Genomic DNA, 13,730 nt, shown 5'->3' on the forward strand with positions numbered 1-13,730 from the left:
TCGCGCGGGCACCGATCAGGGTGATGGCGGTGACTTGCGCACGTCGTTGGGTCCTTGGAGGTAGAGAGGACCGGGACGTTGCCGTTGCGGGCTCTTGTTGTCGGCGATCGAGGTCGCCGAGGTGCATTCGCTGTACCTCACTGGTCGACCAGCGCGTACAGGCTGGACACCGCGGCGCCGCGCCGCCGCTTTGCCTCGATCGTCGTCATGCCCGCGTGCAGGCTGGTCGCGCCGTGGGCGTAGGCGTCTTCGACGGGCAGGTAGTACATGAGGTTGAAGTACAGGTGGGGTGCCGGATGCTGCCGGTCGATGGCGACCGCACGGATCCACGTCGTGGTCCCGTAGTGGTAGTACAGGCAGACTCCGATCATCCGCTGCCTGTCGTAGGCGGCCACCACACGGGCTTCGCTGCCCATGGCCGCCGCCTGCCGCTTCAGCAGTCCGGTCATCGCGTCGATGCCGTCCCGGTCATGCCCGTGGTCCTGCTGATGTCCGGCGAGTAGAACCCCGGCGTCCTGGAAGCAGTCCGCGAGCGTCTGGTGGCGCACATCGAGCCCGGCCGCGGCGAAGTTACGGCGTTCGCGGCGTATGCCGACACGGCGCTGCGACGGCAAGGAGGCGATGTAGTCGTCGATGCCCGCGCCGGGTAGAGGGATGAGAGCGTCGTCCTCGAGGTAGACGGGGCGTTCGGTGTAGAAGTGGGCGAGCTGGGTGGTGGCCCGGGTGGTGAGGTAGGGCCACCAGTGCGTTGTGTGGTGGCCCTTGGCGAAGTGGCGTGCGGCGTCTCGCAGCAGGATGAGGCAGGCGTCTCGCTGTCCGGTTGCGAGGCCGGGGGCGGTGAGCGGGGTGTTGTGGTAGCCGCGCCGCGCCCCGGCGATCACGCGAGGCCGCAGATGTGAGGGCAGCACGGTGCCGGGCTGGTAGTAGTCGTTCGGTTCGTCCCGCACCAGATAGAGGGGTGCGGCGGCGAGCAGGTTTCCTTTGCGGTCCCGTACGAGCGCATACGCGCACGTGGCGGTGGGGTCTTCCTCTTCGCCGGCGAGCCACTGGTGGGAGAGGTAGAGGCCGGCAGGCCGGGCGAGATGCTCCCACTCGGCGGCGGGGACGGCGTGGATGGATTCGACGATGCTCGTGATCACCGGGGTTTCCTTCGGCGGTGACGGTTGGGGGCTTTGAGGGCGGGCGCGGCCAACATGGCGATCAGGCAGAGGGTGGCTTCGATACCCCACGGCAGGAGGGGCCCGGCTTCCAGCAGCAGGGTGAACAGGGCAGGAGCGGCGACCATGCCGATGGCCCACGAGAACTGGTACAGGCCCTGCGTGAAGCCCCCGGCCGCCTCGGGGGTGAGGCTCACGGACAGTTCGCTCAACGCTGGGCCGAGAAGGATTTCCGCCACGCTGAACAGCGCTATCGCGACCACGAGGGCCGCCCAGGCGGTGAAGGCGAGGTGGGGCATCGCAGGTAGCGCGAACGCCCCCATCCCCACCGCCATGATCAGGTATCCGGCTGCCACGGCTCGGCGGGGGATCTTCGGCGCCAGGTGCGCGGTGACAGCTGTCGAACACCCGGAGACGATGACGGTGTTGATGACGAACAGCACACTCGCCGCCGCCGCGGGAAGCCCCAGGGCGCGGGTGGTGTAGAGGGCGACAAGCACAGCGAGGATGGCCTGAGCGAGGACGTACGGGATGTTCGCGGCCACGAGCAGCAGGTAGCGGCGCATGTTGTCCGACCGGGTCACCAGCGCACTTGGTGCCGCGTCGTCCGGTTGTGGTGGAGTGGTGGTGAGGGCGGCGAAGCAGGCGGCGGCCAGCAGGTAGGTCGCGGCGTCAAGCGCGATCATCCACCACAGCGAGCCCTTCCCGAACACCGCCAGGGCACCTGCCGCGGCGGCGGACCCGGCGGCCAGGCCGATGTTGCGCAACGAGCCGGTGAACGCGAACCACGCCCGGCGCTCCTCGGGTTCGGTGACGTGCGTGATCAGAGTGCGTTGTGCGGTGAAGTACATGTTGATCCCGGCCTGCACCAGCACGTACGCGCCGGCCACGTGCCACAGCTCGCCCGCCAGCAGAAACAGGGTGAACCCCGCGGCGGAGAGGATGTTCGCCCACACCACGACCCGTTTCGGCCCCACGCGGTCCATGAGGCGTCCGGCGAGGAACGTGACCGGCAGAGCGATGGCCTGCCCCACTGACACCGCCACGCCCACCTGCGCCAGCGGCAGACCTTGTACGTCGGTGAAGTACAGCAGCCCCAGCGGCAGGAGCATGCCGTTGCCGACGGAGTCGATCAGGTTGCCGGTGATGAAAAGGCCGTGCCCCCGCAGTACGGGCAGGCCAAGGCGGTCTGCGGGGCGGGGGCGGGGGCGAGCCGGCGTCGTTACGCTCACGGGCTCAGCAGGGCAGCGATCTTGCCCATGACATCGGCAGCGGGAAAGCCGGTCGCCTGGCGCAGCTCCGTCAAGGCTTTCACGGTTTTGTCTTCCTCGCCTTGGGCGAGGGTGACCACGACGATGTCGCCGCGGGAGGCACCGTCGATGACCAGCTCATGCGCGGTGACCACCTCAACGCGTTCCCGAAACTGGGCCACTACCTCCGGGGGGATGCGGTCCTCGGCGACGAATTCGATCGCCCACCCGGCCCGTTGCACCATGCCGGCGGCGAAGGGAAGGCCACGGGCCATGCGCGCGAGGGAAGTAAAGGTGTTTGTGCCCGACGCTGCGCACGACAGAGTGGTGGCGCCGCCGATGCGCGGGTTGATCTCAAGGATCACGAACTGGCCGCCGGTGTACACCATATCGACGTTGACCGACCCGCACACTCCCAGATTCCCGCACAGGGTGACCAGAGTGCGGGCCACTTCGACGAACGCGGCGTCTGCTTCCGTACGGGGACCGCACCAGCGCAGGTCGGCGAAGGTGAACACCGGCTCCGCCCCGGCGCGTCCGGTCCAGCACAACGGCAGAACTTGGTAGGAGCCGGGCCGCCCCACGATGTCCACGCTGCACAGGTCGCCTTCGACGACCTGTTCCACGACTGTCGACACCTCCGGCGGGGACGCGAGGTAGGACTCCAGATCGGCGAGGGAGTGCAGGGTACGGATGCCCATGCTGGTCGAGTCCCACACGGGCTTCGACATCAGGGGATAGCCGATCTGTCCGGCCTGCACGCGCAGCGCGTCCGGGTAGCCGGGCACCGACAGGCCCCGCCCTGCCAGCAGGTCGGAGTCGGTACGGAATCCGTCAGGCACCTTCAGTCCGGCCTGTTCGCAGAGCTGCTTGGTCTCCCACTTGTCCACCAGCAGCATCGTCGCTGCGAGGGGTGTCATGATCGTCGGGATGCCGACGGCCTCCAGGAACGCCTTGGCCGTAGCATCACGCAGCGCGTTGTCGCACGGCAGCGAAATCGACACCGCCGCATCCGCTCCCCAGTCGGCGACCGCGCCCGCAAGCTCCCGTGGCGTCACGCCCCGATCAAGCCGTTCCCGGTACCCGGGGAAGTCGTTGTCACCGGCACTGCCGCTGGTGTAGAAGAGCCCGGCCTCGATCCCGTCGGCCGCGAGCCCGCGTACGGCCTGCTGGATGTAGGGGTCGGCGCGCTGAATGCCCACCGACCGTAAGAACGCTATCTTCCGCACCTTTTCAGCTCACTTCCACTCGGGACCCGGCGGCCACCTGATCGGCCAGCCTGCGGACTTGATCAACCGTATCCGCGTGGGCGACCACGTGCCCGATCCGGCAGGCCGAATCCGCCGGCTCCGGCACCATGTCCCCGGGCCGAAGATGCAACTCGCTGTGCGTACCAGGCGTTTTCGGGATGGACACCTTCCGCAGCACCCCGCCACGCTCGGGCAGCAGGAACCGGATCGTCGCCGCGTCCGTATGGGGGGTGACCGTGTCGGGGACCCGGCCGAGCACGGTCTGAAGGTAGGCCACGGCTTCACTCACGCCCGTCGCGGCCTCGACGATCTCACAGAGGTTGTCCCCCGGCAGGCGGGCGCCGGTCTCGATCACATACGGCGTCTCCGAACCCGGGGGGATCTTCACCTCCGTGTGCGCGATACCGTTGCGCACGCCGACGGCGAGCGCTGCCCGCGCCGCGGTGTGCTGCACCGTCCTTGCGAGCGGCGAAGGCAGACCGGAGGGGCAGGTGTGCCCGATCTCGATCCGGTACCGGCCCTCGGTGGTGTCCTTCCTGACAACCGGCAGAGGGTAGGCCACCCCGTCCGCGACCACCGTTTCGCACGAGTACTCCTCGCCGGGGATGTACTCCTGCACCAGAGCCCGCGTGTCGAGCTTCAGGCCGTGTGGGTAGGCGTGCGTGTACTGCTGGGCCGCGCCGACCGCGCAGGCGAGCTGATCCGGGCCGTCCACCACGGACACACCCCACGAGCCGCCCTGCTCCGCGGGCTTCACCACCAGCGGCCAGCCCAGCTCGTGCGACCGCGCCACCTGGTGCGCCTCGGCCACATCGTGTACGACCGTCCAGCGGGGGGCGGGGATCTTGGCGGCGGCGAACGCCTCACCCATCAAGATCTTATTCCTGGCCGCCCGCGCGAGCAGAGGATCGTTACCCGGCAGGCCGACCCGCCCGGCGAGCAGCGCGGCGAGCGGGGTGAACAGCTCGAAGCAGGCAGCGACACCCGCGACAGCGCGATGCCGGCAGAAGGCCTCCATGTCTTCCAGGGCCTTGTGGGTATCGGCGAGATCTGTCGCGCAGACTCCCGCGAGGGCTGATCGCAGCCAGTCCGGGTAGCCGTCGTAGATGTCCTGGTGAGTGGCCGCGTACAAGCGCAACCCCAGCCGGTCAGCGGCCTCGACGAGGAAACGCCCCGCGTTCCCCATAGGCTCGATCACCAGCACTCCCGGCCCGCGCGGGCCCGCACCCATTGTCATTCCACCAGCAAAGCCGCGGGGTGAGGGTAAGGGCTATGGGCCTGACAGACGAAAACAACTCACCCCACAGCCTGCACTGTTGGAGCAAGGTCCAATCAACTGGTCAGTAACCACAGCCCATTTGGTGCGCATGGCCCATGGAATCCTACAAGCGTCCCGTGGTCGGATCGCTACGCCAGGTAAACAGCATCCGCGACCCGAACGGGGAAGCAGCATCGTGACCAGCCTGAACCAACAGCTCGCCGACTACATTGACCAGGGCGTCGTCCCGCCCTACCAGTACTCCTACCCGCCTCGCTCCACCTACCGCCCCCTCCCGGAGGGCAAGTGGAGCATCCCCGACGTGTGGGCCATGGACCTCGCCAACTACCAGGTCCCCGAACTCAACCTCTACCTGCACGTCCCCTTCTGCGACCGCAAATGCGGCTTCTGCAACCTCTACACCATCATCAGCACCGACCAGGATGTCTTCGACGCCTACACCGACGCCCTGTGCACACAGATCCGAGATCACGCCGAGATCATCCAGGCCCGGCGCCTGCGCACCATCTACATAGGCGGCGGCACCCCCGCCCTGCTCAAGCCCCGTCACTTCGAGCAGATCTTCACCACTATCGCCGACATCTACCCCAACTGGCGCTCCACGGTCGAAGAAGTCGCCGTCGAAGCCACACCGTCCTCCATCGCTGACGAACCCGGCGAGTTCAAGGCCCTCATCGACATGGGCCTCACCCGTGCCAACGTCGGCATCCAGTCCCTCGTACCCCGAGAGATCCGCGAAGCCGGCCGCGGCGGTGAGGACGAAGGCGTCATCCGCCGCGCCATCCACACCGCACACGAACTCGGACTGCCGGACCTGTCCACCGACCTGATCATGGGCTTCGCCGGACAGACCCCGGAAACCTGGCGCCACAGCGTGGACGAACTGGCCAAACTCCAGCCCACCACCATCAGCACCTACTTCCTGACCGTGCGGCCGGACGCCTGGTTCTCCAAGACCGGCGCCTACCAGTACATGTGGCAGCCCGAGTTGTACGACCGCTACGACTACGCCCGCCAGGTCTTCCTCGATCACGGCTACGTCCAGGAAGGTTCCGTCCGCTACAAGAGGCCCGGCCGCGGCGGCTACGTCCAGAAGGTACTCACCTTCCACGGCGTCCCCCTGCTCGGCCTCGGCGTCGGCGCCCGCTCCTATACCAGCGTGCTCGACTACATGACCGGCGGCGTGAAGCCCTCAGCGGCGGAGGTCGCCGACTACATCAAGAGGGCCAGGAACCACGAGCTCGCCCCCGTCACCGGCTTCGAACTGACCGGCGAGGAAATCGTCCGCAAGCGCCTCGTCCTCGACTCGTTCGACCTCGACCTCACAGAACTCGACCGCTTCAGCTACCAGCAGCACGCGGCCGAGTTCGAACCCATCCTCGACGCGGCCGAGGTCAACGGCCTCATCCACCGCCTCGGCCGCCGCATCCAGCTCACCCCCAAGGGCTTCAAATACCGCGACGTCCTGTCCTGGATGTTCTACTCCGAGTCCGTCAAGGACCTCGACCGCGAGTACTACGAAAACCTCCACGCGGCGAACAGGCGCGCCCAGAAGACCATGGGAGCAACCCCCGTGCGCATCACCGGAATCGACCTGCGCGAGGGAGCCGCATGACCGGCCTTTACATCGCGGCGGGCGGAGGAGGAGACCCGATCGGTACCCTCATGGCCGCCCGCACCATCTCCGTCAATCCGGCCCCGCCGCGGATCGCCACGTACGCATGGGAACGACCCGAAGTCGACCCCACCCACAGGCCCCTCGGGACAGTGGACTTCGCCGGGCTCGCCCGCGAAGCCGGCGGCGCCGCGGCATTCACGTCGGCCACCCGAGCCCGCTTACCGGCCGGATCCACCATGCCCGGCCTCGCCAGGGATCTGCCTGCCAGGCTGCTGCTGCTCGACCCCACCCATGGGCTCTCCTCCCTGTCACGGCAGATCGGCTCCATGGCCAAAGCCGCAGGTGGCCGGATCCGCATCGTAGACATCGGCGGCGACATCCTCACCCACGGCAACGAGCCCATGCTGTGCAGCCCGTTCGGGGATGCTTACACGCTCGCCGCCTGTCACCTCACCGGCATCCCCACCACCGTCTACATCGCGGGCCCCGGCCTCGACGGAGAAATCGGCGAACAACTCCTTCTGGAACGCCTCACCGGACACCACCAGCACCACCCCCTCACACCCAGCCGGGGAGCAGCCTCAGCAGCCGCCCCCGCACTGGCATGGCACCCCTCCGAGGCATCCGCACTGTGGGCCGCCGCCATCCACGGCGCCCGCGGCGCCGTTCGCGCTGCCCGCGACACTATCCATCTCACCGATGTCTCCCCACGGCTGTACCACCTGCCGCTTCAGGAAGCCGTCGGCCACAACCCGGTCGCACAAGCCCTCATCGACGAGCGCCCAGCATCCCTGGAGGCGGCAGCCGACCTCTCTCACCGGCTCACGGGCATTCACGGGCTGGCACCCGAACACAACCGGACACCCCATCACCCGCCCGCCGGGAGGATCGACTTCCTCAACCAGGACGAGGCCATGAAGACCCTCCGCGAAGCGGCCGACGGAGCCGACCACGTCACGCTCCGGTACGCCGCCCGCACCCTCGGCCTCGCCTGGACGGACATCCCAGCCCTGCGAAACATCCTCGACGCCGACACCCCACTGCTCCAGCTCGCCTGAGCTGCACCCCGAAGGGCCCGGCATCCATGGTGTGATGCTGTTGGCCACGACACGGCGTTGAGGCGCGGGACCTGCACAAGGAGCCCTCCGCACTTACGGCAACCGAACGGACCGGGCCCCGCTCAGCTACGCTCTACTGCCTGTAGCCTCGCAAAATGCCCGTTTCAGCCGGTGCCTGGTGGGCACTCGTGTGGTGAGTGAGTGGAAAGTGGGCATGGCCTACTCGGGGCTCGGCCGCGGTACCGGGTCGAGCCCCGAGTCACGCAGCCCCAAGGCGCGTTCGGCCTATGGGCTCATCTTGCTCCTCCGGTGGCACCACCGCGTGCAGGTGAATAGTCCTCCCCGTTGAAGGTCCGCGGCATCCAGTACGACGCACCGGGCCGGGACTCCAACCGCTGCTCGACGGGTGACACCCACGAGGAGTATCTGACGGTCAAGAACTACGCGTCTCGTCCGCGACCGTGAACCTGAAGGGTTACGTCGTCAAGGACGCGGCCGGCAACCGTTTCGCGTTCACGGCCAACCACTTCCTGCGGCCCGGCGACTACGTGAAGCTGCGAGGCGGCAATGGCACCGACTCCGACTCCGACAACGTCGTCTACCGCGACAACTGCAACTTCATGTGGAACAACGACCGCGACAACCTCTACCCCTACAAGCCCTCCGGCAGCCGCGCGGACATCCGCTCCGAGAGCAGAGAGCGGCAACGGCTACATCACCTCCACTAACCCGCACCCGCTCATGCTTCCGTCGCCCGGCGGGCGAGGGAAGCATGAGCGGGCACTGCGGGCCGGCCTCGATAGGACCCGGTCACCGTAAAGTCCTTGCAGCGGTCGCGTACCAGGGCGAGCAGCAGCGCCTGGCCGAACCGAAAGACGCGAAGGCGAGACCGCCCGGTGCGCCGAGCACGATACGGGGTTCACCGAAGACCGCACCGCTGGAAGGCGACGAGAGGGTGGTCGACCCTTGAGCGGCGCATTCCACGCCGTGCGCACTGTCAGCGGAGGGATCCCGCCGCCCATGGCCCCAGAGCGGTCCACCGCACGGCGCAGCCGGGCAAGCGCGTTCAGGAATCCGTAGAGTCCGGAACGCCCGCCCACCAGCTCCCTGGTGATGCTGTGCCCGACGACGATGCTCGGGCCCAGGACCCTGGTCGTCATGCCGGGAGCCGCAGTCGCGATCCGCTCGCCGGCGACCTTGCAGTCGCGGAAGTGCCAGCCGGATCAGCGAGCCGCGCCGCGACTGCCGCAGTGCCGTGCCGCCCGGTCGGCCGGGGTAACCAGCAGGGCCCGAGCGCGCCCCGGCCGGGTCAGCCGAGGCGGCTCTTGAGATCCGCCGGCTTCTGCGGCTTTCACAACTCGCCCGAGCGCCCCGACAGCAGCGGGCCGGACACCGGCCGGGGCGTGCGTAGATTGCCTGGTTGACCTTGCCCCTGGGGAAGACAGGAGCGTAGTGGGCATGGAGGAAGAGGCACTGCTCAGCATCGGCGCGTTCGCCCGTCGGGCGCGTTTGTCGCACAAGGCCCTGCGGCTGTACGACCGCCAGGGTCTGCTGCCGCCTGACCATGTCGATCCCAGCACCGGCTACCGGTACTACCGGGAGAGCCGGCTCGGCGCGGCCCGGCTGATCGTGCGTTTACGCGGGTTGGACATGCCGCTGGCTGAGGTCGGCGCCGTTCTCGCCGTGCCGGCCCCAGAGGCGGCCCGGCTGGTGGCTGCGTACTGGGACGGTGTCGAGCGCCGCCACGCCGCGAAGCGCGAGTTGGCGGCGCACCTCCATACCCATCTGCTCGGAGACGAAGGGAACCTGGACATGTACGAGATTGGGCAGCGCGAGGTGCCGGAGCAGCTGGTGCTCACGGAGCAGCGGCACGTCACACCACAGGAGCTTCCCGACTGGATCGATGCGGCCCTGGGCCGGCTGGCCGCGGTGGCCCACGCGAACGGAGGGTTCTTCGGCCATCCGTTCGTCGTCTATCACGGAGAGGTGAACGAGGACAGTGACGGTCCCGTGGAGGTCTGCGTCCCGGTAGACCCGGCGCGCGCGGCCGAGTTCCCGGTCGCCAGTCGTACCGAACCGGCCCATGCGGAGGCATACACCCGCGTCACCAAGGCACAGGTGGCCTACCCGCACATCCTCTCCGCGTACGACGCGGTCTACGCCTGGGCACAGAGCGAGGCCCGCACCACGTCAGCTGCACCCCGCGAGATCTACTTCGCGGACTGGTCCGAGACCGCCCCGACCGACCCGGCCTGCGACATCGCCGTCCCCCTGGCCCACTGAGCGGGTAGGGGATGCCCGGCGGGGTCATGCCCCCGCCGGGGGGCTGGTCAGGGCCAACACCACCCAGGCCAGCCGCCCAACCGGCAACAGCCGCGCCTACCATCTGCGACCGGCGACAAATGAACGGCCCGGCGTACTCGCCAAGGGCCGACACCGTGAAGGACACGCCGCTGATGGACGACCCTCACAAGCGCCTGGGTACGCATCAGTGCCTGTGTCAGATCCGGTGATCTGTGACGTTCTGCGATTGGTGGCAGAGTTGTTCGAATGGTGTCGGGGACGGGGCTGTGTTCGGGCAGGAGCAGGATGGTTCGCACGCGAAGCGGGGTATTTCCGGTCGTTTGTGGTGACCTTGAGTTGAGCGGCGGAGCCTGTCAGGCAAATGCAGGCCGGGGCTTCTGCGGCCGGTGAAGTGCCGGCCCTTTTGGGTCCGTCCGGGGAGTGTTCACCGTGGCCCAGGGGATCGGCCGTGTGCCGTGTGAGCGTTTCGATGATCTGGTGGACCAGTCGGTTCGGCTGGTCCGGGTGATGACGGGGTGCCAGTTCACGCTGGCGGACATTGCGTTGGAGATCGCGCCGTTGCGTACGCACGGCGGGAACATGTCGCTCGGTGAAGAGGACCAGCCCGGAGTGGATGGCCTGTTACGCTTGTTCGCCGAGGCGATAGGGCTGTCGTTCCATACGGTGCGAACGTATCGGTGGGTGGCCGCACGGTGGCCGAAGGACCAGCGCCAGGACGGTGTCTCCTTCGAGGTCCACCGGATTCTGGCGTCGGCGCCGGATGCGTACGAGCTGATCCAGCATCCGCCGGTCGACGAGCGGACAGGGGAGTCCCGGTAGAGCGGGGACGCCGCGAAGCGGGCGGCGGGCTGGCCGACCGCGACGCCCGTGTCGGTGGCGGAGAAGGCCGAGGTGATCCAGGATCTCGCGCAGGACGAGCAGGTGGCGGCCCTGGTGGCATGTGACCTGCTGCACCGTCCGCAGGTGGCTTTTAGGGCGATGCGAGACCCGCAGGCCCGTGAGCTGGTCAGTCAGGCTCAGTTCGACCAGGCCGGACTTGTCGAAGACGGTGAGGGGGAGGACTGGTGGGACGAAAGCGACGCTGCGGAAGTGGAGGAGGGGGTCGTTGATCCCGTGACGATCGTGCGGGGTTTCCACCGGGCGATGGAGTTCACGGACTTGATCGGAGTCTGCCAGTGGGCCGGGGCGAGCCAGCTGGTGCGGGCTGCGCGGACGGGAGTTCTCCGAGTCGCAACTCTCGCGGTGTTACGGCATTTGGAGAAGATCAGGGCGACTGCTGACTGGATCGAGAGGGCGGTCTCGACCGGCAAGGTGGACCTGGACGAGGCTCTGGCCAAGCTGCTGCGGGGCCAGTAGTCATGAAGCGGCGGGCGGGGCTGCCCGCTCATGTTCATGCCGAAGCGGTACGCAAGGCCCTGCAAGAGGCACGGCCTGACGGACTGCACGGGAAGCAGCTGGCCAAGGCCACCCAGCGGTCCCCCGCGCAGGTCTGGACTGGGATTACGTTCCTGCGCAGGGTCGCGGTCAAGGAAGGGCTGCCGCCCGTGACGCACAACCGCCGGGACGGCTTCCAGCTCTCGGAGGACCCCGGAGTCTGGATCGCTTACGAGCGGGCGGTCCTCGAGGCCGAGTTGCACCGGATGACGAACTTCATCACCGGGATCGTCGCCCCGCACACCAAACGCGCCCCGAAGGACAAGTGGCCCGCCTGGTCCTGGAACAGCTCGGAGGGATCAGAGCCACCCTCGAAGTCCTCACCCGCATGGAACGGCCATGACCAGCCCGGACATGGGGCAACCGGCCGCGAGGGAACGGCACTGCCCCAGCGACATGACGGACGCCGAATGGGCCGTCCTGGAGCCTCTGCTGCCACCGCTGGCCTGCACCCAGCCCACGGGCGGACGCCCGGAGAAACACCCGAGACGCAACGTCGTCGACGCCATCCGCTACGTCAACGACAACGGTGTGAAGTGGAGGTCCGTGCCCGTCGACTTCGGCATCCCCTGGCGCACTGTCTACGGATTCTTTCAGCGCTGGCGGGCCAGCGGGGACCTGGCCCGCATCCACGCCGAGCTGTATGAACAAGTCCGCGTCCATGGCGGCCTCAACCCCCGCACCGTCGCGGTGATCCTGGACTCCCAGTCCGTCAAGGGGGCCGAGACGGTCGGCAAGGACTCCCGCGCTTCGACGGCCACAAGATGATCAATGGAAGGAAACGGCATCTGGCCGTTGACATGCGAGGCATGCCCCTGACGGTGATGGTCGCCGAAGCCTCCCCGTACGACAGCGTCCCTGCCCGTGACCTGCTCTTCCGTCTCCGCCTCACGCACCCCGAGGTCACCGTCGTGTGGGCGGATTCCGCCTACGGCGGCCCCCTCGTCGACTGGGCCCGCTCATTTCTGGGCCTGACCCTCAAAACGGTGCCCCGCAAGGACCAGGCCGGCTTCGCCGTGCTCGCGAAACGGTGGCGCGTGGAACGGGCCATCTCGTGGGTCATGCGAGCCCGCAGAAACGTCCGGGGCTACGAACGGCTCATCTCGCACAGCGAAGCCCACATCACCTGGACCACCATCACCCTCATGGCCCGCCGCCTCACCCGCCCTCCCCGACCGCCACGCACCACGCCGCACCTCCCCGAGCCGGTGAAAACAGCCACCCCCAAACCCACGCCGATCCGCCTCCGGATGCAGCCCCAGACGATCCGGCTGGCCCCTGCTGTCTTGCGCTGACCTGGGGCTACGCGCCCACCGGTCCGGTCGGCGGGATCGCACCGACCGCCCCCTCCAAGCGCCAGGAGCCGATCTGATCACTCCGTTACGGGCAGGCATTCGGCGAGCAGATCGACGATGTCGCGCCAGGCTCGCTGTGCGTGTCGTGGGTGGTAGCCGACGCCCGGGGGTGTGGTGTGGTTGACCGGTGGGTGGTGGAAGGCATGCAGGGCCCCGCCGTAGACCACGCAACGCCAGTCGACGCCCGCGTCCCGCATCTCGGCGGTGAACGCTTCCCGTTGCGCGGGCGGCATGATCGGGTCTTCCGATCCGACCCCCGCCCATACGGGGCAGCGAATGCGTGCCGCCTCGCCCGGTCGGCCCGTGGTCAGTGCGTTGACCGTACCGATCGCGCGCAAGTCGACTCCATCGCGCCCGAGTTCCAGCACAATCGCGCCCCCGGTGCCGTAGCCGATTGCGGCGACCCGGTCGAGGTTCGTCCGTGGTTCGGCGCGCAGCACATCAAGTGCAGCATGGCCAATGCCCCGCATACGGTCGGGGTCTGCGAGCAGCGGCATGCAACGGGCCAGCATCTCCTCGGGGTTGTCCAAATAGCGCCCGCCGTGGAGGTCAAAGGCCAGCGCCACGTATCCCAGCTCAGCCAGGGCATCGGCTCGGCGGCGCTCGACGTCGCTGAGCCCCGTCCCCTCAGGCCCGATCAGGACTGCGGGCCGACGCTCATCGCCGGCAGGGAGCGCGAGGTGCCCGACCATCGCGAGAGCATCGGCCGGGTATTCGACCGTACGTGTTGTGATCGTCATGAGGCTGGACCGTAGTGACCATCCAGCCAGGTCGGGCCGGTGTTCACCGTCGGCAGAAGGTGGTCCGTCGCGGCTGCACGAGGATTGTGTCAACTCCCCTAGTGGCATCCCGATCTCACAGAGCGTTACAGACCGTCGGTTCTGGCACAGCTACTCAAGAAGTGGCTTCGAGAGGACGAGCGCAGCAGTAAATGCGTGATCCGGTCCTCAGGATCGAGCCCGCAGCCGAGGACGACAAGCCGAAGACGCGTACGAGCGAGGTTAGTTGCTGGAGGTGCCCAGCCC

Annotated in this window: 8 protein-coding genes and 3 pseudogenes; 6 read left to right on the plus strand and 5 right to left on the minus strand. The window is 68.0% G+C overall.

Translation table 11 applies throughout. The annotated features are described in order from the left end of the window. Nucleotides 1-137: 137 nt before the first annotated feature. Genes G412_RS0117940 through G412_RS0117955 form a run of 4 tightly spaced genes read right to left on the minus strand, consistent with a single transcriptional unit; the run spans nucleotide 138 to nucleotide 4,855 of the window. Nucleotides 138-1,139 (minus strand): GNAT family N-acetyltransferase, encoded by a 1,002-nt coding sequence (locus G412_RS0117940; RefSeq protein ID WP_028813287.1) that lies wholly within the window; start codon nucleotides 1,137-1,139, stop codon nucleotides 138-140. Then, the gene (locus G412_RS0117945) at nucleotides 1,136-2,389 is read right to left on the minus strand and encodes an MFS transporter (RefSeq protein WP_028813288.1); all 1,254 of its coding nucleotides are present in this window, start codon (nucleotides 2,387-2,389) and stop codon (nucleotides 1,136-1,138) included. Before G412_RS0117945 ends, G412_RS0117940 begins: the two co-directional genes overlap by 4 nt. Next, the gene (locus tag G412_RS34990) at nucleotides 2,386-3,609 is read right to left on the minus strand and encodes an ATP-grasp domain-containing protein (protein WP_078607107.1); all 1,224 of its coding nucleotides are present in this window, start codon (nucleotides 3,607-3,609) and stop codon (nucleotides 2,386-2,388) included. Before G412_RS34990 ends, G412_RS0117945 begins: the two co-directional genes overlap by 4 nt. 31 nt (nucleotides 3,610-3,640) lie before the next feature. After that, a complete protein-coding gene (locus tag G412_RS0117955) occupies nucleotides 3,641-4,855 on the minus strand; it encodes an ATP-grasp domain-containing protein (protein ID WP_167546471.1) in 1,215 nt (404 codons plus the stop codon). A 256-nt stretch (nucleotides 4,856-5,111) separates the two neighbouring features. On the opposite strand from G412_RS0117955, the gene G412_RS0117960 reads away from it, so the two are divergent. From G412_RS0117960 to G412_RS41635, 6 genes and pseudogenes are all read left to right on the plus strand, one after another. Beyond that, the gene (locus tag G412_RS0117960) at nucleotides 5,112-6,551 is read left to right on the plus strand and encodes a coproporphyrinogen-III oxidase family protein (protein WP_028813290.1); all 1,440 of its coding nucleotides are present in this window, start codon (nucleotides 5,112-5,114) and stop codon (nucleotides 6,549-6,551) included. Next, nucleotides 6,548-7,612: a DUF1152 domain-containing protein gene (locus G412_RS34995; protein ID WP_051338440.1), complete on the plus strand. Its 1,065-nt coding sequence runs from the start codon at nucleotides 6,548-6,550 to the stop codon at nucleotides 7,610-7,612. The genes G412_RS0117960 and G412_RS34995 overlap by 4 nt, the downstream gene beginning before the upstream one ends. Nucleotides 7,613-7,957: 345 nt before the next feature. Continuing rightward, nucleotides 7,958-8,310 (plus strand): annotated as a pseudogene (locus G412_RS35000) (lamin tail domain-containing protein); the annotation flags it as partial. 760 nt (nucleotides 8,311-9,070) lie between these two features. Next, nucleotides 9,071-9,895 (plus strand): MerR family transcriptional regulator, encoded by an 825-nt coding sequence (locus G412_RS0117975; protein WP_028813291.1) that lies wholly within the window; start codon nucleotides 9,071-9,073, stop codon nucleotides 9,893-9,895. 600 nt (nucleotides 9,896-10,495) lie between these two features. Next, nucleotides 10,496-11,272, plus strand: a pseudogene (locus tag G412_RS40995) (DUF6192 family protein). Nucleotides 11,273-11,704: 432 nt separating this feature from the next. Beyond that, nucleotides 11,705-12,722 (plus strand): annotated as a pseudogene (locus G412_RS41635) (IS5 family transposase). On the opposite strand, the gene G412_RS0117990 reads toward G412_RS41635, so the two are convergent. After that, nucleotides 12,723-13,445: a dienelactone hydrolase family protein gene (locus G412_RS0117990; protein WP_037649137.1), complete on the minus strand. Its 723-nt coding sequence runs from the start codon at nucleotides 13,443-13,445 to the stop codon at nucleotides 12,723-12,725. Nucleotides 13,446-13,730: the final 285 nt, after the last annotated feature.

Origin of the sequence: Streptomyces flavidovirens DSM 40150 (assembly GCF_000429085.1) — a bacterium.
GTDB lineage: Bacteria > Actinomycetota > Actinomycetes > Streptomycetales > Streptomycetaceae > Streptomyces > Streptomyces flavidovirens.